22 protein-coding genes and 1 other RNA gene are annotated in these 19,533 nt (G+C 69.0%); 6 read left to right on the forward strand and 17 right to left on the reverse strand.

Annotated features, from left to right (window positions below; translation table 11 throughout):
* Position 1: 1 nt before the first annotated feature.
* The 12 genes from AC1RRS_RS22820 to miaA all read right to left on the reverse strand — a co-directional run bounded on the left by AC1RRS_RS22820 (position 2) and on the right by miaA (position 7,207).
* Positions 2-481 carry an SspB family protein gene (locus AC1RRS_RS22820; protein ID WP_110121058.1) on the reverse strand — a complete coding sequence of 160 codons (480 nt, stop codon included), beginning with the start codon at positions 479-481 and terminating at the stop codon, positions 2-4.
* Between the two features lie 311 nt (positions 482-792).
* Positions 793-1,158: a transfer-messenger RNA gene (gene ssrA, locus AC1RRS_RS22825) on the reverse strand.
* 5 nt (positions 1,159-1,163) lie between these two features.
* A complete protein-coding gene (locus AC1RRS_RS22830; RefSeq protein ID WP_492857175.1) occupies positions 1,164-1,388 on the reverse strand; it encodes an Atu4866 domain-containing protein in 225 nt (74 codons plus the stop codon).
* A complete protein-coding gene (locus tag AC1RRS_RS22835) occupies positions 1,388-1,522 on the reverse strand; it encodes a hypothetical protein (RefSeq protein ID WP_492857176.1) in 135 nt (44 codons plus the stop codon). The genes AC1RRS_RS22830 and AC1RRS_RS22835 overlap by 1 nt, the downstream gene beginning before the upstream one ends.
* Positions 1,523-1,655: 133 nt before the next feature.
* The gene (locus AC1RRS_RS22840; RefSeq protein ID WP_492857177.1) at positions 1,656-2,519 is read right to left on the reverse strand and encodes a hypothetical protein; all 864 of its coding nucleotides are present in this window, start codon (positions 2,517-2,519) and stop codon (positions 1,656-1,658) included.
* Between the two features lie 45 nt (positions 2,520-2,564).
* Positions 2,565-3,122 carry an acetolactate synthase small subunit gene (gene ilvN / locus AC1RRS_RS22845; protein ID WP_492857178.1) on the reverse strand — a complete coding sequence of 186 codons (558 nt, stop codon included), beginning with the start codon at positions 3,120-3,122 and terminating at the stop codon, positions 2,565-2,567.
* Positions 3,122-3,409 carry a BrnA antitoxin family protein gene (locus AC1RRS_RS22850; protein ID WP_492857179.1) on the reverse strand — a complete coding sequence of 96 codons (288 nt, stop codon included), beginning with the start codon at positions 3,407-3,409 and terminating at the stop codon, positions 3,122-3,124. Before AC1RRS_RS22850 ends, ilvN begins: the two co-directional genes overlap by 1 nt.
* On the reverse strand, positions 3,390-3,680 hold the full coding sequence (locus tag AC1RRS_RS22855; protein ID WP_110121061.1) for a BrnT family toxin: 291 nt from the start codon (positions 3,678-3,680) through the stop codon (positions 3,390-3,392). Before AC1RRS_RS22855 ends, AC1RRS_RS22850 begins: the two co-directional genes overlap by 20 nt.
* Positions 3,681-3,719: 39 nt before the next feature.
* Positions 3,720-5,525: an acetolactate synthase 3 large subunit gene (locus AC1RRS_RS22860; RefSeq protein WP_492857180.1), complete on the reverse strand. Its 1,806-nt coding sequence runs from the start codon at positions 5,523-5,525 to the stop codon at positions 3,720-3,722.
* Between the two features lie 111 nt (positions 5,526-5,636).
* Positions 5,637-5,684, reverse strand: a complete 48-nt coding sequence (locus AC1RRS_RS22865; protein ID WP_370444040.1) for a hypothetical protein — start codon at positions 5,682-5,684, stop codon at positions 5,637-5,639.
* A gap of 117 nt (positions 5,685-5,801) precedes the next feature.
* The gene (locus tag AC1RRS_RS22870) at positions 5,802-6,284 is read right to left on the reverse strand and encodes a CinA family protein (RefSeq protein WP_492857181.1); all 483 of its coding nucleotides are present in this window, start codon (positions 6,282-6,284) and stop codon (positions 5,802-5,804) included.
* Between the two features lie 32 nt (positions 6,285-6,316).
* Positions 6,317-7,207 (reverse strand): tRNA (adenosine(37)-N6)-dimethylallyltransferase MiaA, encoded by an 891-nt coding sequence (gene miaA, locus AC1RRS_RS22875; protein ID WP_492857275.1) that lies wholly within the window; start codon positions 7,205-7,207, stop codon positions 6,317-6,319.
* A gap of 76 nt (positions 7,208-7,283) precedes the next feature.
* On the opposite strand from miaA, the gene AC1RRS_RS22880 reads away from it, so the two are divergent.
* The 3 genes from AC1RRS_RS22880 to AC1RRS_RS22890 are packed head-to-tail and all read left to right on the forward strand — an operon-like array spanning position 7,284 to position 9,309.
* The gene (locus tag AC1RRS_RS22880; RefSeq protein ID WP_492857182.1) at positions 7,284-7,739 is read left to right on the forward strand and encodes a hypothetical protein; all 456 of its coding nucleotides are present in this window, start codon (positions 7,284-7,286) and stop codon (positions 7,737-7,739) included.
* Between the two features lie 59 nt (positions 7,740-7,798).
* Positions 7,799-8,647, forward strand: a complete 849-nt coding sequence (gene serB / locus AC1RRS_RS22885; RefSeq protein ID WP_492857184.1) for a phosphoserine phosphatase SerB — start codon at positions 7,799-7,801, stop codon at positions 8,645-8,647.
* Positions 8,644-9,309, forward strand: coding sequence for an HAD family hydrolase (locus AC1RRS_RS22890; RefSeq protein WP_487289697.1), 666 nt, complete (start codon positions 8,644-8,646; stop codon positions 9,307-9,309). Before serB ends, AC1RRS_RS22890 begins: the two co-directional genes overlap by 4 nt.
* 4 nt (positions 9,310-9,313) lie before the next feature.
* Here the strand turns inward: AC1RRS_RS22890 and AC1RRS_RS22895 are convergent, their stop codons facing one another.
* A complete protein-coding gene (locus tag AC1RRS_RS22895) occupies positions 9,314-11,656 on the reverse strand; it encodes a putative bifunctional diguanylate cyclase/phosphodiesterase (protein WP_492857185.1) in 2,343 nt (780 codons plus the stop codon).
* Positions 11,657-11,665: 9 nt separating this feature from the next.
* Entirely contained in the window at positions 11,666-12,310 is a 645-nt protein-coding gene (locus AC1RRS_RS22900) for a cupredoxin domain-containing protein (protein WP_492857187.1), read from the reverse strand.
* 126 nt (positions 12,311-12,436) lie between these two features.
* On the opposite strand from AC1RRS_RS22900, the gene AC1RRS_RS22905 reads away from it, so the two are divergent.
* Both AC1RRS_RS22905 and AC1RRS_RS22910 read left to right on the forward strand, forming a co-directional pair.
* Positions 12,437-13,333, forward strand: a complete 897-nt coding sequence (locus AC1RRS_RS22905) for a DUF3034 family protein (protein ID WP_492857189.1) — start codon at positions 12,437-12,439, stop codon at positions 13,331-13,333.
* A 12-nt stretch (positions 13,334-13,345) separates the two neighbouring features.
* On the forward strand, positions 13,346-13,864 hold the full coding sequence (locus tag AC1RRS_RS22910; RefSeq protein ID WP_492857190.1) for a group I truncated hemoglobin: 519 nt from the start codon (positions 13,346-13,348) through the stop codon (positions 13,862-13,864).
* An 852-nt stretch (positions 13,865-14,716) separates the two neighbouring features.
* On the opposite strand, the gene hflC is transcribed toward AC1RRS_RS22910, so the two are convergent.
* Positions 14,717-15,571 (reverse strand): protease modulator HflC, encoded by an 855-nt coding sequence (gene hflC / locus AC1RRS_RS22915; RefSeq protein WP_492857191.1) that lies wholly within the window; start codon positions 15,569-15,571, stop codon positions 14,717-14,719.
* Positions 15,568-16,659: an FtsH protease activity modulator HflK gene (hflK, locus tag AC1RRS_RS22920; protein ID WP_487289704.1), complete on the reverse strand. Its 1,092-nt coding sequence runs from the start codon at positions 16,657-16,659 to the stop codon at positions 15,568-15,570. The genes hflC and hflK overlap by 4 nt, the downstream gene beginning before the upstream one ends.
* A 177-nt stretch (positions 16,660-16,836) precedes the next feature.
* Between hflK and AC1RRS_RS22925 the strand changes: the two genes are divergently transcribed.
* The gene (locus AC1RRS_RS22925) at positions 16,837-17,949 is read left to right on the forward strand and encodes an Mrp/NBP35 family ATP-binding protein (protein ID WP_492857192.1); all 1,113 of its coding nucleotides are present in this window, start codon (positions 16,837-16,839) and stop codon (positions 17,947-17,949) included.
* 174 nt (positions 17,950-18,123) lie between these two features.
* On the opposite strand, the gene AC1RRS_RS22930 is transcribed toward AC1RRS_RS22925, so the two are convergent.
* Positions 18,124-19,425 (reverse strand): outer membrane protein transport protein, encoded by a 1,302-nt coding sequence (locus AC1RRS_RS22930; RefSeq protein WP_110120618.1) that lies wholly within the window; start codon positions 19,423-19,425, stop codon positions 18,124-18,126.
* Positions 19,426-19,533 lie beyond the last annotated feature (108 nt).

The raw sequence follows: 19,533 nt of genomic DNA on the forward strand, positions 1-19,533 counted from the left end.
CCTACTTCTTCCGGAACTGGTCGAGGGAGATGATCTTCGGCGCTTCGTCGCCATCGGCCGGAGGCGGGGTCGGCTCGGGTTCCGGCTCGACCGGGGCCGGCTCGATCTCCGGGGCCTCGAACTGCAGGGCGAACTGCACCGACGGATCGTAGAAGCGGGTCACGGCCGAATAGGGGATCGACAGGCGCTTGGGCTGGCCGCCGAACTTCAGCGTCACCGAGAAGAAGGTCTCGCCGGGGGCGAGGTCCCAGTACTGGTGTTGCAGGATGATCGTCATCTCGTCGGGATACTTGCCGAGCAGATCCTGCGGGGCCGAGACGCCGGCCGCCTGGGTCTTGAAGGTGATGTAGAGGTGGTGCGGCTCGGGCAGGCCGCCGGGCGCGGCGGCCTTCTTCAGCGCAGCCTTCACGACGCCGCGCAGGGCGTCCTGGGCCATGGCCTCGTACTGCATCAGGTCTTCGGTCGGAGGAGTGCGGGCCATGGATCTTCGATTAAGCAAAAACGAAATTCGAAGGGCCAGCGTAACCCGTCGCGGGCCTCCGGCAAAGGCGCCCGCATGCGGTAGGCGCATACTATTTTAGAGAGTGTCGCATCTGGCCCGGCCGTCGAAGGTCCCGGCCGTCGGGAGCCTGGCCGCAATGCTCCTGCCTCGCGTGAGTTGAGCCCGACGCAAGACGCGCCGAACGAGCGGGTGATCAAATTTCAGGATGAGCAGGAAAGTGGAGGGATTCTGTTGCCAGGCTCCCCCATTCCTTCTCAAGAGAGAGGAGGGAGCCGTCTACATTCTAGGGAAGTGGAGGGATTCTGTTGCCAGGCTCCCTCCGGGCCCCGCCTAAGGATCTGAACCCCTAGGACTTAAGAGGCGAATTCACCTGCACCGCATTACGCAGCGACGGCGAACTCTTCAGCGAAGTTATCGTTCGCATTTAGTTTAATGGCCCGAAACGGTGGGCCAAGCCGAGAGAAAGCATACACCTTTACACGTCTGTCGATGCTGATCGGCCCCATGCAGTCCCGTGATAACTCGGGAGAGATTTGGTGGAGCCGCCGGGAATCGCACCCGGGTCCAGTCCGCTTATTACGTGCGCGTTTATCCCCATAGTTCGGCCGAAGCCGGACAATCCCAATATAGGGCTTCGCACCCCGGGAGGGAAGGGGATGCGTCAAACGCTCCCCAGGCTGAGGCGGCCTTCGGCCAGGCGTCCGGTGACGACCGCACCGTGGTCCTCGAATAGTTTCAACGTCTCGCCGACCAGGACGTAGGCGCCGGTGAAGACGCCGCTGGGCTCGGCGTGCACCTCGACGAAGCGGCCGTTGGGGCGAAGCTCCAGGCTGTAGCGGCCGTCGGGCGAGGACCAGACGCCGGAAACGGGGAGGTGGTCGATCATCATGGCAGGATCCTCCAGGCGGAAGCGGACGAGAACAGGGCGGGCAGGGCGGTCGCGACGGCGGCGGCCGCCAGCAGGGCGGCGGCGAACCAACGCGGAGCCGCCGTCGCGCGACGGGGCGTGTGGCGGGTCATGGCCTGGCTTTGATTTGGGGCTTTGGTTTTGGGGGAGCGCCGCAGGCGGCTGCGGCGGTACGAGGCCACTATGGCCCGGCCGGTCGTCCAATCGGTAGAGCGATGCTCCGCGTTGATTGCACGATCCTACGGATCAGCGCGGCGGGGCGACGGCTTCCGGAGGCGTGACGGGCGTATCGACGGGCGGTTCCGGCTCATCGTCATCGACCACCGGCACGGCCGGCGGCTGCGGACGGTTCGAGGTTCCGGCCTTCAGTTGGCCGCCCTGGGCGATCAGGTCGGCATAGGCCTTGGACTGGCGCGAGAAGTCGCCGCCGCGCGGCAACACCGCGTCGAACAGCGGATCGCGTCCGGCCGCCGCTCCGACGACCGCCGAGAGCACGCCGGCGATCGAACCGACCTCGGCGTCGTCGCAGGCGCGGCGCAGATGGCGGGCCTGGCCGGGGACCAGCAGGGTGACGTCCCAGGAGACGCCGTCGACGCACAGGGCTTCGATCGAGCCGCCGCCATAGTCGACGATCACGCTGCGGGGCTGGCTCCAGGCGCGGTCGCCGGCCAGGGCCTTGAAAGCGGCGATGCGTTCGCCGGGCAGTTCGGCGTTGATGTCGACCCGGCGGCCGATCTCGGGGGTGCAGCAGCCGAGACCGGCGCGGGCCTGGACGAAGGCGCGGCCGTCGCGGCGCACGGTGACGCGGATGACGGCCTGGCGTACGCCGCGGGCGGGGCGGGCCCAGGCCTCCAGCACCAGTTCGCCGCGGCGGACCAGCTGGATCTGCAGCGGTTGCAGGCCCCACAGGCGGTAGAGCAGGGGATCGACGCCGTTGTCGACGGGAACGGGCTGTTCCTTGCGTCCCAGCCGTCGGCCCGACAGCGGTTCGACCTCGGAGGCGGGGCGGGGGATCTCGTTCGACCACCAGACCACCGGATCCGGCGGCGGTGGGGCAGGGGCAGGGGCAGGGGCGACGGGCGCGACCGGCTGGGCCTGGACGGAAAGCATCAGGGCTCCCGCTAAGACGGCCGGTCCGATCACGCCCATGGCCCGTTACATCCCTTCGACGCCCCGCTCGATGGAAAGGACGCCGGTGCGGGAAAGTTCCACCAGGCCGAGCGGCCGCATCAGATCGAGGAACTTGTCGATCTTCGACGGCGCGCCCGAGATCTCGAACACGAAGCTCTCCAGCGTGGTGTCCACCGGCTTGGCGCGGAAGATCTCGGCGATGCGCAGGGCCTCGACGCGGTTGGGACCCGAGCCGCGCACCTTGACCAGGGCCAGTTCGCGCTCGACGCCGTTGGGGTCGCGGGTCACGTCGTGCACGCGGCGCACGTTGACCACCTTGTTCAGCTGGGCCTCGATCTGGTCGAGCACCTGGCGCGTGCCGCGGGTGACCACGGTGATGCGGCTGGTGTGGGCCTTGCGGTCGGTCTCGGCGACCGTGAGGCTTTCGATGTTGTAGCCGCGCGCGGCGAACAGGCCGACCACGCGATGCAGCACGCCCGGCTCGTTGTCGACCAGCAGGGCGAAGGTCGCCGTCTGCTCGGCCTGCTCGTTGGGGCTGAGGTCGTAGGCCGAGGCGGGGGCGGGTTGGACGTTGGCGGTCATCAGGCGCGCTTCTTTTCTGCTTTGGCCACGTACTGGCGGAGCACGCGGTTGATTTCGGTCTGATAGGGCTTGCCGCCCGCGTGTTCCTTGAACCAGCCCACGATGTCGGCGTCGAGCGCTACCGCGTCCGGGTGGGCCAGGGCCTGACCTTGCCCTGGACGCCGCGCCAGGCGGGCGTTTTCATGCGGCGCTTCGGGAATGTCCGTCGTGTCGATCAGGTCGTCGGGCAAAGCGTCCAACCTAGCCAGTCGTTCGCGTTGCTCTTCGCTAAGCGTTGTCTTGTTCATAGACCTTGCGCTCCCAGGGAGTCGCCTTTCGCGCGCTGATGATGCGAACGCGTTCCGCGCCAGCATCGCCGACATAGATGTGAACCACCAGCAGCACCGTCACAAGACCGACTACGCCCACGGCATGCCAGCGTTGTTCGTAGTCGACCACCCTATCCGGGTAGATCACGTGCAGCGGGTCCGTCCAGACCATGGTCGCGTCCTCGAAGGCCACGTCATGCTTGGAAAAGTTGGACTTCGCCTTTTCCGGATCCCACTCGAATATCGGCATGGGCGCATTTTCACTCAATGCGCCCATGAGTTGTCAAGCTTAGACCAGCCCTGCGCCGTCCTCGCCGATGACGTTACCGATGTCCTCGACCTCGCCCATGATCATCTCATTGTGGGCCTTGCCCGAGGGGATCATCGGCAGGCAGTTTTCGTGCTTCTCGACGCGGCAGTCGAAGATCACCGGCTTGTCGCTGTTGATCATCTCCAGGATCTTGGCGTCCAGCTCGGCCGGGTCCGAGCAGCGGATGCCGACGGCGCCGTAGGCCTCGGCCAGCTTCACGAAGTCGGGCAGGCTGTCGGAATAGGAGTGGCTGTAGCGCTCGCCGTGCAGCAGCTGCTGCCACTGGCGGACCATGCCCATCCATTCGTTGTTCAGGATGAAGATCTTGACCGGCAGATCGAACTGGATCGCCGTCGACAGTTCCTGGATGCACATCTGGATCGAGGCTTCGCCGGCGATGTCGACGACCAGGCTCTTGGGGTGGGCCAGCTGCACGCCCAGGGCGGCGGGCAGGCCGTAGCCCATGGTGCCCAGGCCCCCGGAGGTCATCCAGCGGTTCGGCTCCTCGAAGCGGAAGAACTGGGCGGCCCACATCTGGTGCTGGCCGACTTCCGTGGTGATGTAGACGTCCTTGTCCTTGGACAGTTCGTACAGGCGCTGGATGGCGTACTGCGGCTTGATGACCGTCTCGGAGCGCTTGTAGGACAGGCACTGGCGGGCGCGCCAGGCGTCGATCTGGGCCCACCAGTCGGTCAGGGCGCCCTTGTTGGGCTGGTGACCGGCGGCCTTCCAGGCTTCGATCAGGTCTTCCAGAACGCTGCCGGCGTCGCCGACGATCGGCAGATCGACGCGGACGTTCTTGTTGATCGACGAGGCGTCGATATCGATGTGGATCTTCTTACTGCCCGGCGAGAACGCGTCCAGGCGGCCGGTGACGCGGTCGTCGAACCGGGCGCCGACGCAGATCATGACGTCGCAATCGTGCATGGCGTTGTTGGCTTCGAACGTGCCGTGCATGCCCAGCATGCCCAGCCACGCCGGATCGGCGGCCGGGAAGGCGCCCAGGCCCATCAGGGTCGAGGTGACCGGCGCGCCGGTCAGGGCCTGGAATTCACGCAGCGCCTCGCTGGCCTTGGGGCCGGCGTTGATGACGCCGCCGCCGGTATAGAAGATCGGCCGGCGGGCCCCCGCGATGATCCGGGCGGCCTCGGCGATGCGGCTGGCGTCGCCCTTGATGCGCGGCGAATAGGCGTGGCTCGAGGCGACTTCAGTCGGGCCGTAGTATTCGCCCTTGGCGAACTGGACGTCTTTGGGGATGTCGATCAGCACCGGGCCCGGACGGCCGGTGGTGGCGATCTTGAAGGCCTCGTGGATGATCTGCGGCAGGTCGCGGACGTCTTTGACCAGGTAGTTGTGCTTGGTGCACGAGCGGGTCATGCCGACGGTGTCGGCTTCCTGGAAGGCGTCGGTGCCGATCAGGTGAGTAGGGACCTGGCCGGTGATGACGACCATCGGGATCGAGTCCATCAGGGCGTCCATGATGCCGGTGATGGCGTTGGTCGCGCCCGGACCCGAGGTGACCAGGACGACGCCAGGCTTGCCCGAGCTGCGCGCATAGCCCTCGGCGGCGTGGGTCGCGCCCTGTTCGTGGCGAACCAGGATGTGCTGCAGGCGCGGCTCGTGGAACAGCGCGTCATAGATCGGCAGGACCGCGCCGCCCGGATAGCCGAACAGGACTTCGACGCCCTGGTCCACGAGGCCGCGAACCACGATCTCGGCGCCGGTCATGGCGCGGTTGGCGGCATCGGCGGGAGCGTTGCTCTCGATGGTCTGATGGGCGGTCATGGCGGAAGTCCCGGATGGACGTGGAAAGCTGGGCTTTGGAGGCGGCGGAAAAGAAAAAAGGCCCCGAAGGACCTTTGTGCGCGCGACCGATCTATCAACGTGACTTCGAGGTCACGCCGTGAACGGCCGCTCCATAAGTACGATCATGGTGGTGCGCACGAGTGTTGCTCCAAATGGATGATCGGGGAATGCCATGCTCGCCTGGGGGCGTCAAGGCGCGGTTTGACGCAAGAAACGACCCGTGGCGGATAAGTCGCAACGGGTCTGGCGCGAATTTCAGCCCAAGGTCTCAAGAAGCAGGGCAAGAGCTTGCTCGGCGAAGCGCTGCATGTTCGCCTGCCGATCATCCATCCCGGTCTCGATGGTAAGACTGACCTCTCGCTCCTGGCCTACGACCGCGAAGCAGGCATGCCCCGCCGCGTCGCCGTAGCGATTGCCCTCCGGCCCGGCGGCGCCGGTCTCCGACAGGCCCCAGGTCGCCTTCAGGTTCTTGCCGGCCACGCGGGCCAGGAGCATGGCGTAGGGTTCGCTGGCCGAGCGCAGCCCGTCCATGGCCTTCTGCGGAATGTCGAGCAGGGTGAGGCGCGCCCGGGCCGTGTAGACGACCGCGCCGCCGGCGTAGAACTTCGAGGCCCCGGGCGTCGCCAGCAGCGCCGACGAGATCAACCCGCCGGCGGAGGACTCGGCGACGGCCACGGTCTCGCCGCGCTCGGTCAGACGAGCGGCGACGGCGGCGGCGAGGCGGGCGAGTTCGGTCATCGGAAAATCCTGTGGCGGGCTGGTCCAGGCCCTTACGCCAAGTCGCCCGGATCCTGCGAGCCTTTGTGCAGTGGGTCGAGCTTTTGCCAGTCCGGCGTCTGGTTCCTGAACCAGGTGAGTTGGCGCTTGGCGTAGCGGCGGGTTTCCTGGCGGGCGGCGTCGAGGGCCTGGTCCAGGCTGGTCTCGCCGCGCAGGTGGGCGGCCAGTTCGCGATAGCCGACGGCCTTGAGGGCGGGCAGGGCGGGATCCAGGCCCCGCGTCTCCATGGCCGCCACCTCTTCGAGCGCGCCGTTCTCGACCATCAGGGCCAGACGCGCATCGCAGCGGGCGTAGAGCTCGGCGCGGGGCGGGTCGAGGACCACGCCGCGCCATTCGCCGGCCTGCAGGACGGGCCGGGTGTCGGCCTGCCATTCCGACAGCGCCCGGCCGGTGGCCACGGCCACGGCGTGCGCGCGGACCAGCCGCTGGCGGTCGCCGCTTTCGATGCGAGCCTCGGCGGCGGGGTCCAGAGGGCGCAGCAGGTCGCGGAAACCCGCCTCGCCCTGGGCGGCGTAGAGCAGGCCCGAGATTTCCCGCTGGCTTTCTGGCACCGGCGGCACCTCGGCCAGGCCGTGGGTCAGGGCGCGGAAATAAAGGCCGGTGCCGCCGACGACGATGGCGGGACGGCCGCGAGCGGCGATGTCGTACAGGACCCTGACGGCGGCCGCCTGCCAGCGCCCGACCGACCAGCCGTCGGCCGCGTCGGCGACGCCGAACAGGTGATGCGGCGCGCGGGCTTCCTCCTCGGGCGAGGGGGCGGCGGTCAGCACCCGCAGGCCGGCGTAAATCTGCATGGAGTCGGCGTTGACGATCTCACCGCCCGTGCGTTCGGCCAGATCGAGGGCATAGGCCGACTTGCCGCTGGCCGTCGGTCCGGCGATCATCCAGACGCGCGAGTCGTCAGCGAAGGGCGTTGCGACGGTTGCGTATGGGGCGGCTTGGTCCATGAAGCGTACATACATGATTGCGGCCGCGATGGTCGCCTCCCTGACGGCCGGTCCGGCGTTGGCCGCGGTCACGCCCAACAAGCCCAAGGCTCCCTCGGCGGCCGCCGCCGCCATGGCGGCCACGCCGGCGCCCGACCTGACGCCTCAGGAGAAGGCTGGCTGCGGCGCGGTGCTGGTGATCCTGGGCAAGGTGGCGACCAGCTATCCGCAGGTCTTCGCCAGCAAGGGCGCCGACGGGCGCGGCATGCAGTTCGTGCTCGAAGCCTTCGGGGCCAAGGGGCGCACGATGATGGACGAGGCCTTCGAGGATGGCGCCGAGAAGGGCGTCAAAGCCAGCAAGGTCTACGAGGACGGGCTCGACTTCCTGTTCGAGAACGTCAAGCCGGCGCCGGGCGAATCCGCCGAGACGGCCGGCAAGCGCGCGGGCGTCGCCCTGCTGCAGCGCTGCACCGGGATCGAGGCGGGCTGAGCGGGTTCGCTCTGCAAGTTGCTTGACGGGGCGGGGCGACTGGCTTAGCCGCCCCGTTCATGCACGTCCTGACCCTCGTCGGCCCGGAGGCCGAAATCCTCGCCGCAGCTCTGTCGCTCGGCGAGGTCGTCGCGCTCGGCCCCGACGCGATCGACGTGACCTTCGACGTCGATCCGGCCCAGGTCCGCGAGCGCGTGATCGCCGCCATCGCCGACAAGCCCGTCGACTTCGCCATCCAGCCGGCCCTGAACCGCAGGAAGCGCCTGCTGATCGCCGACATGGACTCGACGATCATCAACGTTGAATGCCTGGACGAGCTGGCCGACTTCGCCGGCGTCAAGGACCAGGTCTCCGAGATCACCGAGCGCGCCATGCGCGGCGAACTGGCCTTCGAGGGCGCGCTGCGCGAGCGGGTCGGCATGCTGAAGGGCCTGGCGACCACGGCCCTGCAGACCTGTTTCGACGAGCGCGTGCGGCTCAACCCCGGCGCCGAGACGCTGGTCAAGACCATGGCCGCCCACGGCGCCCGCTGCGCCCTGGTCTCGGGCGGCTTCACCTTCTTCACGAGCCGGGTGGCGCAGGCCGCCGGCTTCCACCTGAACCGGGCCAATACGCTGATCGAGGCCGACGACGCCCTGACCGGCGAGGTCGGCGATCCGATCCTCGGCAAGGAGGCCAAGCTGGCCGCCCTCAACGAGGAGACCGCCGCCCTGGGCCTGACCCCGGCCGACGCCCTGGCAGTCGGCGACGGCGCCAACGACTTGGCGATGATCGAGGCCGCTGGCCTGGGCGTAGCCTATCGCGCCAAGCCGATCGTGGCGGCCCGGGCCCACGCGAAGGTCGATCATGCCGACCTGACCGCGCTGCTCTACTTCCAGGGCTATCGCGCCGAGGAGTTCGCCCAGTGAGCTTCCCACGCCGCGTCGAAGCGGTGGTCTTCGACATGGACGGCCTGCTGCTCGATACCGAGACCGTCTATCGCGCCGCGATGATCGACGCCGGCAAGGTGTTCGGCGCGCCGATCACGGCGGCGACCTACGCCTCGATGGTCGGCAAGACCAATCCCGAGTGCGCGGTGATGCTGCGCGAGCTCTATGGCGAGGACTTTCCGGTGAAGCCGTTCTTCGAGCGGCTGTGGACCGACGTCGAGCTGCTGCTCGAAGCCGAGATCCGGCTGAAGGACGGCGTCGAGGAGATCCTCGATCACCTGGACGACCTGGGTCTGCCACGCGCCATCGCCACCTCGAACGGCCTGCCGGCGGTGGAGCGGTATCTGGGCCGCTTCGACCTGCTGCCCCGTTTCCACGCGGTGGTCGCCCACCATGACGTGACGCGGCACAAGCCGTTCCCGGACCCGTACCTGCTGGCCGCCGAGCGGCTGGGCGTCGATCCGGCGCTGTGCCTGGCGCTGGAGGATTCCCATCCCGGCGTCCGCGCGGCGCACGGGGCGGGGATGATGACGATCATGGTCCCGGACATCCTCGATCCGACCGAGGAGATGCACGAGAAGTGCGTCCACATCGCCGACAGCCTGCACGTCGTGCTCGACCTGCTGAAGCGGCAGGCCTGAAGGTTCAGGCTTTCTTGGCTTGGGGATCGGCCGCCTCTTCTTCGGCGCCCCAGGCGGCCAGGAACTCGGTCAGGGCCGGCAAGCCCATCGGCCGGGCGATGTGATAGCCCTGGGCGATGTCGCAGCCCATGACCTGCAGCATGGCCAGGGCCTCGCGCGATTCCACGCCCTCGGCGACGACCTTGAGCCCCAGGCTGTGGGCCAGGTCGACGGTCGACTTGACCAGCAGGGCGTCCTTGGCCTCGCGGTCCATGCCCATGACGAAGGCCTTGTCGATCTTCAGCTCGTCGGCGCGGATCTGCTTGAGATAGGCCAGGGACGACAGGCCCGAGCCGTAGTCGTCGATCGACACGGCGACGCCGGCGGCGGCGAACTGCTCCAGCACCTGCAGCGCCACGGCGGCGTTGCCGACCACGGCCGTCTCGGTGATCTCGAAGCACATGCGCGCGCCGGCCTGGGTGACGCGCTCGATAGCCTGACGGGCGAAGCCGAGGTCGTCGATCAGTCGGCCGGAGATATTGACCGACATCAGCAGGTCGTGGCCGGCGGCGCGCAGCACCTGCTGGTCGGCGATGGCCTGGTCGATGACGTAGTCGGTGAGGGCGCGGATGTGACCGGTCTCCTCGGCCATGCCGACGAAGAGGTCGGGACCCAGGAAGCCGCGGGTGGGGTGGATCCAGCGCACCAGGGCCTCGGCCCCGGTGATCGCGCCGGTGCGCAGATCCAGCTTGGGCTGGTGGTTGAGGAAGAGGGCGCCGGTGCGCACGGCCTCCAGCATCTCGCTCATCAGGGAGAGGTTGCTGGCCGGATCGCCATAGGCCGTCTCGTCGAAGGCGGCGGCCTTTTTGCCGGCGTCGCGGGCCTGGTCCAGGGCGATCATCGCCTGCTCGATCAGGCGGTGTGGGTCGCTTTCGCCCTGGCGGCCGGCGGCCAGGCCGTTGCTGACGTGGATGTCCACGAGGTCGCCGCCCAGGCGCACGGGCGCTTCCAGGATCGGCGTTGCCGAGGTCACGACGGCGACCGCCTCGTCGAGATCGGTGAAGCTGGAGACGACGCAGAGGGTCGAGGTGGTCAGCCGCCCGACCATGACGTCGGGATTGTGCGACCGGACCCGCTCGCCGATCTCGACGATTAGTTCGGTGGCCAGGGCGTAGCCGATGGCCCCGCGCACGAAGGTGAAGCGGTCCAGGCCCAGGGCGCCGATGATCACCGGCTGGCTCGGATCGGCGGCCATGCGGGCGGCGATCTCGGTTTCCAGGGCGTGGCGGTTGGCCAGGCCCGTCTCGGCGTCGTGCATGGCCAGGTGGGTGATCCGCGCCTCGCGGTCGCGGATGCCGTCGGCCATGCGGTTGAAGCTTTCGGCCAGGCGGCCGATCTCGTCGCGGGTCTGGACGGCGACCTGGACCTCGCGGCCCTGTTCCAGCTCCCGGGCGGCGGCGTCGAGCTCGGCGATGGGGCGGGCGAGGCCCCGCGAGAGCATCCAGCTGGCGGCGATCACTAGGGCCGCGCCGACCAGGCCGGCCAGCGCCACGGCGGCCAGCAGCAGCCGATAGGGCGCCAGGGCGAGGGCGAGGGGATAGCGCAGCACCAGGGCCGAGGCGCCGCCGCCCAGCGCCTTCAGCGGCTTGGCCAGCACCAGTTCGTCGCCGGCCGGACCCTGGACGCGGCCGGGCACGCCATCGCCTTTCAAGGCCTGGGCGACGAAGGCGGTGAGGGCGGGGGTCTGGCGGTCGGCGTCCTGGGCGCGCCAAGGCTCGCCGTCGCGCCCGGTTTCGCGGCTGAAGACGTCGGCGTCGAGGCGGATCGCCGACAGTCGTTCCAGAGCCCGCATCTCACGGTCGTCGAGGCGGACGCCGAACACGACCCAGCCGGTGAGGGTGGGCGACAGGATCGGGGCCGAGATCAGCTGGTAGGGCTCGCCGCCGACCATGAAGACGCCGCCGGCCCCGTCCTCGGCGTCGAGGGCGGTCCACAGGCGTTCGGTGTCGAGTTTGGACGGATCGACGCCGGTCAGTTCGCCGTCGACGTTCATCATCACGGCCAGGTCCAGGCCCATGCGGCCGCGCAGATTGGCCAGGGCGGACGTGATGGTCGGGGCGTCGCGGGTGGCGACGGCGGCGCGAAAGCCGAAGTCGCGCGACAGCAGGTCGGCGCCGTCGCGCAGGCGCTGGGTGCGCAGCGCCCAGACGCGGTCGAAGACGCCACCGGTGGCGGCCAGCTCCTGGCGCACGGCCTGCTGGGCCGTGGCCGCGATCGTCAGGTAGACGGTGACCGCGATCGCCCCCAGCGCCAGGGCGAAGAGCCCGGCGTAGAGGACGGTCAGTCTGGTCTGCAGACGGTGAAACATCGGGCGGCCCTAGTGGTTCATCGCCGCCGGGGCGCGCAGCTCGACCGAGACGTCCTGCGAGACCGCGCCGCGCAGGGCGGCGAGCGGGACGGTCTTTTCGTTCTTGGGCGCGCGCAGATAGGGATGCCAGACCTTGACCACGACCGGGCCGTCCGGCGCGCCGCGGATCACGGCCTTGCCCGAGGCGTCGGTCTTGGCGGCGTACTGGGTGTCGACCACCTTGATGAAGCCGACCATCTGGTCGTGGATGTTGCAGCCGATGGCCGCCACGCCGACGGCGGGCATGCGCACGACCCGGTTCTCCTCGCGGCCGTAGAGCTTCAGCTCGAACCTGTTGCCGGCCGAGAACGAATAGACGTGGTGGCGCACCTTATCGAGGTTGGGGAACGAGACCTCGGCGCCGGCCGGGACGATCAGCACGAACGGGTTGAACTGGATGTTCTGCTGGGCGACGCGATAGGGCCAGTCGAACTTGATCGGGCCTTTGGTCGGCTGGCCGCCCGGGTAGACGGTGACGACGGCGTCGGCCACGGGCTTGCCGTCGCTCCCGCGCACCGAGAGCGTGAGGTCCGCCGCCATGGCGTGCGTCGAGAAAATCGCAACCGAAAATAGTATTGAGGCGATCTTCATCGAGCCGGCGACGATCTTGCGCATGATTTCCCCGAAGCTGATGGACAAATTGTCGCAGCGCTGAAGTCTAACCCTAGGTGAGATGTTCTAACGATTGCGTAAAGTCTTGCCCCTAGCGTCGCCTGCATGGATTTCGGGGATCGGGGCGGCATGGGCGGGACGAAGACGGCGGTGCTGGCGGGTGCGTATTGCGCCATGACGCTGGGGTGCGCGCTGTGGGGCGGATCGGCCCTGGCCGGCGAGATGGAGCCCGGCGGCAAGCTGCTGTTGACCGGCGGCGTCAGCGCCCTGGAAGGCGGCGCCGGCGGCGGCCTGTCGACCTGGGCGGTGATCGCCGGCAACGAGACCTCGCGCGGCGTCGGCGGCAAGGTCCACGCCACCTATGTCAACGTGCCCGACTACGAACTGCGCGCCTATGGCGGGGCGGTGGGGCTGTTCGACCGGGTCGAGCTGTCGCTCGCCCGCCAGGAATTCGACACCGGGGCGACGGGCGCCAAGCTGGGCCTCGGCAAGGGCTTCACCTTCAAGCAGGACGTCGTCGGCGTGAAGGTGCGGGTGTTGGGCGACCTGGTCTATGACCAGGACACCTGGGTTCCGCAGGTGGCCGTCGGCGCCCAGTGGAAGAAGAACGACCAGGGCGCGATCGTGCGGGCCGTGGGCGGCAAGGACGACAGCGGCGTCGACTACTACGCGGCCGCCACCAAGCTGCTGCTCGACAAGAGCCTGCTGCTCAACGGCACGGTGCGGCTGACCAAGGCCAACCAGACGGGCCTGCTGGGCTTCGGCGGCGACAGGAACGACAGCTACCGGGCTCAGTTCGAGGGCTCGGCAGGCTGGCTGGTCAGCAAGCGTCTGGCGCTGGGGGCCGAGTACCGCACCAAGCCCGACAACCTCGGCTTCGCCAAGGAGAGCGACTGGGTCGACGTCTTCGCCGCCTACGCCGTCAACAAGACCGTCTCGGTGACCGTGGCCTATGTCGACCTGGGCGACATCGCCACCTTCAAGGACCAGCGCGGGCTCTATGTCTCGCTGCAGGCCGGCTTCTAGGAGATCGTTCGCATGATCCGTCATAACGCCCTCCGCGCGGCCCTGGCCGCTGGTTTCGCTCTCGGCTTCTCGGGTCTGGCCCAGGCCCAGGACGCCGCCGTTCCGCCCGGCGAGCAGCCGGTCGACCCCTATGTCCAGTCCAACGCCAACGCCGGGGCGGCGCCGATGAGCGACAGGGCGGTGTTCGAGGCTTTCCATGGTCGCGAAGGCCTGGCCCGGATCACCAGCGATCTCGTCGACCGCAACCTCGCCGACCCCCGCATCAAGGACATCTTCGCCACCGCCGACGTCGTGCGCCTGAAGCGAACCCTGACCGAGCAGTTCTGCTACGTGCTGGGCGGCGGCTGCGACTACACCGGCAAGGACATGACGCAGGCCCACAAGGACCAGGGGATCACGCCCCGCGACTTCAACGCCCTGGTCGAGAACCTGCAGTGGGCGATGGACAAGGAAGGCGTGCCCTTCGCCGCCCAGAACAAGCTGCTCGCCAAGCTGGCCCCGATGGCGCGCCAGACGGTGGAGCGGCGGTAGGACCCTTCTCCCCTTGCGGGAGAAGGTGGCGGCCGCTCGCGAGGAACCTCCCCCACAGGGGGAGGTTCCTTGAGCGCATGGCTTCTCGATCTCACGCGGAGAACCGCTGAGCTGATGAAGGAGAGCGGAGCGCCCGGGCGACGCCCGGAGGTGTGTAGACAGATACCGTTTCGACGAAGCCCGTGCGCTCCGCGCGGTCGTTGGACTGCCGGCTTCCCGGGCGGCGGCGCTCTTAACGCCTTACCAGGACCGCCTTCGAGGTTTCCCTGTCGGACGGCGACGAGGAGAGGGGTGCTCTGTAGTCCTCGCCCAAGCCGACGGCGGGCGGGCCTGGCCAGCGCCAGGTCCCGGACGCGACGGATCTTCCCAATCCGCCCCAGTCCCGCTCGATCGCATCCCGCCGCCGCATGGTCGCTGGCCGCGCGCCCCTTCGGTGCGGCGAGACGGGGTTATTATGCGGCGGTTCTGAGCGCGTCTGATCTAGAGCGGTGAGAAAGTTGCAAGGGGTTGGATTGGTTGGGTTTTGGTCCGCGCTCAACGGGGATTGGCAGCGCTCTATCCCCGTCCGCGATCCTTCTCCCCTTGCGGGAGAAGGTGGCGGCCGAAGGCCGACGGATGAGGGGTCTCTCAGACATGAGACGCCTCGCCCGGCAGAACCGCTGCACGCGGTGTTGAGGTCTGAGAGACCCCTCACCCGACCTCCCTCCGGGAGGCCACCCTCTCCCGCAAGGGGAGAGGGATCAGTTGTTCCGCTTTCGCGGGGATTTTACGGAGGAGGGCGGTCGGCGGGTCGGAAGCTGAAAACGGCCCCCCTCCGTCGCTCCGCGACACCTCCCCCAGAGGGGGAGGATCTTACCCCGCCGGGCCTTTGTCGAAGTACTTGAAGAAGGCGCTGTCGGGGGACAGCACCAGCGTCGTGTCGCCCTGGCCCAGCGATTGCTCGTAGGCCTGCATCGAGCGGTAGAAGGCGGCGAAGGAGGGGTCGCGGCCGAAGCTGGAGGCGAACAGCTGGGCGCGCTGGGCGTCGGCTTCGCCTCGGATCTTCTCGGCTTCCTCGTAGGCGGTGGCGACGATCTCGCGGCGCTGCTGGTCGCCGATGGCGCGCAGTTCGGCGGCCTCCTGCTTGCGGGCCGTCTGCATGCGCTCGAACACCGCCTGCTGGTTGGGTTCGGGCAGGTCGGCGCGCTTGATGCGCACGTCGATGATCTCGAGCCCCAGCTGCGAGCCGGCGACCTGACGGGCGACCTCGGTGCGGATGTCGGCCATGATCTCGGCGCGCTTGCCGGCGATCACGTCCTCGGAGTTCCGCCGGCCGATCTGCTCGCGCAGGGCGGCGTTGACGATGCGGTCGAGGCGATCGCGGGCCACGCTCTCGCGGCCGAGCTTGCGGTAGAACTGGCGCGGATCGGAGATGCGGTAGCGGACGAAGGCGTCGACGACGAGCTTCTCCTGGTCGGCGGCCGTGACCTCTTCCTGGTTGGCGGCGATGTCGATGTTGCGCTTGTCGAAGCGCAGCACCTTGTCGATCGGGGCCTTCAGGTGGAGACCCGGATCGAGCACCACGCGCACGGGGTCGCCGAAGCGCACCACCAGGGCCTGCTGGCGCTGGTCGACCTGGTAGACGGTGGTCGACAGCAGGATCAGGGCGGCGAAGGCCGTGGCGCCGGCCGCGATCAGCGGGGTGTTGGGATTGCGGATGCGGCTCATCGGGCGGCTCCATCGACGGGCGCGGGAGCGACGCGCGGACGGAAGGTGTCGGACGGCAGGATCACCGGGGCGTTGGCGCCCTTGCTGTCGATGATGACCTTGTTGGACTTGGCCAGCACGCGCTGCATGGTCTCGATGTAGAGGCGCTCGCGGGTGACGCCGGGGGCCAGCTTGTACTGCTCGTAGACCTGGTTGAAGCGGGCCGCGTCGCCGGCGGCCTCGCGCACCACCTGCTCGCGGTAGCCCTTGGCCTGCTGGATGACGGTGGCCGCCTCGCCGCGGGCGATGTTGGCCGCCGACTGGGCGTTCTGGGCCGCGCGCTGCACGTCGCGGAAGGCGTCGAGCACGGGAGCGGGGGTGGTGGCGACCTGGATGCGGACGCCTTCGATGCGCACGCCGATGTTGTAGCGGTCCAGCGTCTGCTGCATCAGCGCGCGGGTCTGGCTTTCGACCTGGCCGCGGCCGTTGGTGAGGATTGGGGTCAGGGCGGTCTTGCCGACCACCTCGCGCATGGCGCTTTCGGCCACGTCCTTGATCACGGCGTCGGGGGCGCGGACGTTGAACACGAACTTGCCGGCGTCCGACACGCTCCACTGGATGGTGAAGGACAGGTCGACGATGTTCTCGTCGCCGGTCAGCATCAGGCGCTCGGCGGGCACTTCCGCGCCGGGCACGCCGCCGACGTCGAGGGTCTGGATCGAGGTGACGGGCACGCGCTCGACGTCCTCGATGGGCCAGGGCAGGCGGTAGCGCAGGCCAGGATCGCTGGTGCGGCTGTAGGCGCCGAAGGTGGTGACCACGCCCTGCTGGTTGGGCTGGACGACATAGACGCCCGACACCAGCCACAGGCCGACCACGGCGGCGGCGCCCAGGGCGATGGCCTTGCCGCGACCGGGGCCGCCGAAGGTCTCGCGCAGGCGGCCGGTCAGGCGGTCGACCAGTTCGGCGACGTCGATGGGCGGCGGCGGAACGCCGGGCGGGCCGGGGGGGCGGCGTGTCGGGTCGGACTTGCGCCCGCCGTCGTTCTTGTCGTCGCCCGGCGGGGGCGAGCCCCAGGGGCCGGGTCCGGCGTTGTCGTTCCAGGGCATGGGCGGCGCTGTCTTCCCGTCGCTCGTTCTTGTTGGCGGAGGTTGCGGGCAACCTCCTTGGGTTTGTTGGTGCGGAGGCCGCGGGGCGACCTCCTCAGGCTTGTTGGCTGGCGGGGTTGTAAAACAAACCCCGCACGCGGATATGAGGACCCCCACGCGACAAGGCAAGACACTGACGTGACCGCAAGCTCTTCTGCAACTCCCGATGACGCCCGCGAGGCCCTCGATCGCATCGAGGATCCGGCCACGGGGCTGGGCCTGGTGAAGGCCGGCCTGGTGCAGGGGCTGGTGGTGCGCGAGGGCAAGGCCGGCTTCGTGCTGGAGGTGCCGGCCTCACGCGTGGGCGGCTACGCGCCGGTGCGCGAGGCGGCCGAGAAGGCGCTGGCGGCGCTGCCGGGGATCACCCGGGCCCAGGTGGTGCTCACCGCCCAGGCCCCGGCCGAGACGACCCGCGTGCGCAAGGGCGCGCGGGTGGCCGACGATCCGCAGGCTCAGGTCGCCCCGCCGCCGGCCTCGGAAAAGCCCGCCCACGTGCGCCACGTGATCGCCGTGGCCTCGGGCAAGGGCGGGGTCGGCAAGTCCACGGTCTCGACCAACCTGGCCTGCGCCCTGGCGGGGCTGGGGCTGAAGGTCGGGCTGCTGGACGCCGACATCTACGGCCCCTCGGCGCCGCGAATGATGGGCGTCGACGGCGAGCCGACCTTCGAGGACAAGAAGCTGCTGCCGCTCGAGGCCCACGGCGTGAAGCTGATGTCGATCGGCTTCATGGTCGACGAAGGCAGGGCGATGATCTGGCGCGGGCCGATGGCCTCGTCGGCGGTGCGCCAGCTGATCCACGACGTGGCCTGGGGCAGCGAAGCCGAGCCGCTGGACGTGATGGTCGTCGATCTGCCGCCGGGCACCGGCGACATCCACCTGACCCTGGTGCAGAAGCTGCGCATCGACGGGGTGGTGCTGGTCACCACCCCGCAGGAGATCGCCCTGATCGACGCTCGCCGCGCGGCGGCGATGTTCGCCAAGACCGCGACGCCGATCCTGGGCCTGATCGAGAACATGGCCTTCTTCGCCGACCCGGCGACCGGCGCGCCGATCCCGATCTTCGGCTCGGGCGGCGGGGTGGCGGAAGCCGAGGCGCTGGGCGTGCCGGTGCTGGCCCAGGTGCCGATCGAGATGGCCGTGCGCAAAGCCGGCGACGCCGGGCGGCCGGTGGTGCTGGCCGCGCCGGACAGCGCGGCGGCCAAGGCGTTCGTGCAGGCGGCCAAGGCGGTTTGGGCGACGGTCGGGGGCTAAAACCCCCTCAGTCGCTTCGCGACAGCTCCCCCAGAGGGGGAGCATCTGCGCCGCGTAATCCTCCCCCTCTGGGGGAGGTGGCCCAGAGGGCCGGAGGGGGTCTCCCCCGGACAAACAAAAAGGCCGCCCGGAGCGATCCGGGCGGCCTTTCCGTTTTCGCGAGGCTGGAAAGCCTTAGAAGGTCCAGCGGACGCCGGTCGAGAGCACGGCGCCCGAACCGGTGGCTTCGCCCTTCAGGACGGTCGTCGTGGCCGCGGCGGTGCCGGCGTACGAGACGTCGGTGCGGGTGATCACGGCCTTGTCGAAGTCGATGTAGCTGGCGCCGACGTCGAGCATCAGGTTCGGCTTGGCGGCCCAGGTGGCGCCGACGGCGTAGAGCATGCGGTCGCCGTCCGGCACGCGGGCGGTGCGGCCGTTTTCCGGCGTCGGGGTCGGGTCCTTCTGGACGCCGCCGCGCAGGGTCAGGCGCGGGGTCAGCTGGTGATCGACGCCGATGGCGATGGTCGTGATGTCCTTGTAGTCCTGGTCGATCACGGTGGTGCCGGCGGCGCGGGTGACGCGGATGGCGTCGAACTCGCTCCAGCCGATACGGCTGACCGAGGCGTTCAGCGTGGTCTTCGGGGTCACGGCCCAGCGGGCGCCCAGGGTGGCCATCCACGGGGTGGTGATGGTGGCTTCACCGTCGAACGAACCGTTGCTGGCGGCCAGGACGCTGCTCAGGCCCGCGATCGTCACCTGGCCCTTCAGGGTGTGTTCGATCTTCGAGCGGTAGCTGGCGCCGACGGTCAGGGTCGAGGTCGGGCGGAACTGGCCGCCGACGGTCCAGCCGTAGTCCCAGCCGTCGCCGGTCAGCGACTGGCGGCCGGTGTCGGCCAGCAGCGGCGAGACCTGCGGCAGGGCGTTGGTCAGGTTCGCGTCGGCGTATTCGGCGCTGACGCCGACGCCCAGGTCGATCTGGTCGGTCAGGCGGTAGGCCACCGTGCCCTGGATGTCGATCGAGGTCAGGCGCGACTTCAGGGCGTCGTAGCGGGCGAAGTTGCCTTCACCGTACTTGGTGGTGAAGTTGTACGGAGCGGCGGTCGACAGGCCGACGACGATCTTGTCGTTCAGGCGCCAGGCGCCGGCGAAGTTCGGCAGCAGACCGTTCAGGATCGGGTTGCTCTCGCGGGTTTCGCCGCTGATGGCGGTGGTCGCCTGGCCCGGACGGGTGATGGTCGAACCGGTGTTCTTGACGTCCGAGTTGACCAGGATGGCGTGGAGGCCGCCATAGACTTCGGCGTGCTCGACGCTGGCGATGGCGGCCGGGTTCCACCACAGGCTGGCGGCGCCGGTGTCGGCGACTTCGCCCGAATAGGCGCGGCCCGAACCGCGGACCGATTGTTCCTGCAGGTAGAAGCCCGAGGCCGAGGCTTGCGAGGCGGCGGCGAGGGCGACGACGGCCGCGCCGGCGGCCAGGAGCTTACGCGAGAGAGACATGACTGACGCACCTTCTAAGGGAGCTTGGGGAGGCTGTTCGGTCCGCCAAACGCCTTGCAGCGCTGGAGGTTGCTGTCGCCTCTAACTGATCTTTTCAAAAAACGTTGC

It is taken from the genome of Caulobacter sp. GW821-FHT12A07 (assembly GCF_058807655.1).

What these genes read in the sequence shown, in the direction of transcription:
- AC1RRS_RS22820 (WP_110121058.1), bottom strand. Translation starts at nt 481, where the DNA reads ATGGCCCGCACTCCTCCGACCGAAGACCTGATGCAGTACGAGGCCATG.
- AC1RRS_RS22830 (WP_492857175.1), bottom strand. Translation starts at nt 1,388, where the DNA reads ATGATCGACCACCTCCCCGTTTCCGGCGTCTGGTCCTCGCCCGACGGC.
- AC1RRS_RS22835 (WP_492857176.1), bottom strand. Translation starts at nt 1,522, where the DNA reads ATGACCCGCCACACGCCCCGTCGCGCGACGGCGGCTCCGCGTTGGTTC.
- AC1RRS_RS22840 (WP_492857177.1), bottom strand. Translation starts at nt 2,519, where the DNA reads ATGCTTTCCGTCCAGGCCCAGCCGGTCGCGCCCGTCGCCCCTGCCCCT.
- ilvN (WP_492857178.1), bottom strand. Translation starts at nt 3,122, where the DNA reads ATGACCGCCAACGTCCAACCCGCCCCCGCCTCGGCCTACGACCTCAGC.
- AC1RRS_RS22850 (WP_492857179.1), bottom strand. Translation starts at nt 3,409, where the DNA reads ATGAACAAGACAACGCTTAGCGAAGAGCAACGCGAACGACTGGCTAGG.
- AC1RRS_RS22855 (WP_110121061.1), bottom strand. Translation starts at nt 3,680, where the DNA reads ATGCCGATATTCGAGTGGGATCCGGAAAAGGCGAAGTCCAACTTTTCC.
- AC1RRS_RS22860 (WP_492857180.1), bottom strand. Translation starts at nt 5,525, where the DNA reads ATGACCGCCCATCAGACCATCGAGAGCAACGCTCCCGCCGATGCCGCC.
- AC1RRS_RS22870 (WP_492857181.1), bottom strand. Translation starts at nt 6,284, where the DNA reads ATGACCGAACTCGCCCGCCTCGCCGCCGCCGTCGCCGCTCGTCTGACC.
- miaA (WP_492857275.1), bottom strand. Translation starts at nt 7,207, where the DNA reads ATGATCGCCGGACCGACGGCCAGCGGCAAGTCGGCCTATGCCCTCGAT.
- AC1RRS_RS22880 (WP_492857182.1), top strand. Translation starts at nt 7,284, where the DNA reads ATGATTGCGGCCGCGATGGTCGCCTCCCTGACGGCCGGTCCGGCGTTG.
- serB (WP_492857184.1), top strand. Translation starts at nt 7,799, where the DNA reads ATGCACGTCCTGACCCTCGTCGGCCCGGAGGCCGAAATCCTCGCCGCA.
- AC1RRS_RS22895 (WP_492857185.1), bottom strand. Translation starts at nt 11,656, where the DNA reads ATGTTTCACCGTCTGCAGACCAGACTGACCGTCCTCTACGCCGGGCTC.
- AC1RRS_RS22900 (WP_492857187.1), bottom strand. Translation starts at nt 12,310, where the DNA reads ATGCGCAAGATCGTCGCCGGCTCGATGAAGATCGCCTCAATACTATTT.
- AC1RRS_RS22905 (WP_492857189.1), top strand. Translation starts at nt 12,437, where the DNA reads ATGGGCGGGACGAAGACGGCGGTGCTGGCGGGTGCGTATTGCGCCATG.
- AC1RRS_RS22910 (WP_492857190.1), top strand. Translation starts at nt 13,346, where the DNA reads ATGATCCGTCATAACGCCCTCCGCGCGGCCCTGGCCGCTGGTTTCGCT.
- hflC (WP_492857191.1), bottom strand. Translation starts at nt 15,571, where the DNA reads ATGAGCCGCATCCGCAATCCCAACACCCCGCTGATCGCGGCCGGCGCC.
- hflK (WP_487289704.1), bottom strand. Translation starts at nt 16,659, where the DNA reads ATGCCCTGGAACGACAACGCCGGACCCGGCCCCTGGGGCTCGCCCCCG.
- AC1RRS_RS22930 (WP_110120618.1), bottom strand. Translation starts at nt 19,425, where the DNA reads ATGTCTCTCTCGCGTAAGCTCCTGGCCGCCGGCGCGGCCGTCGTCGCC.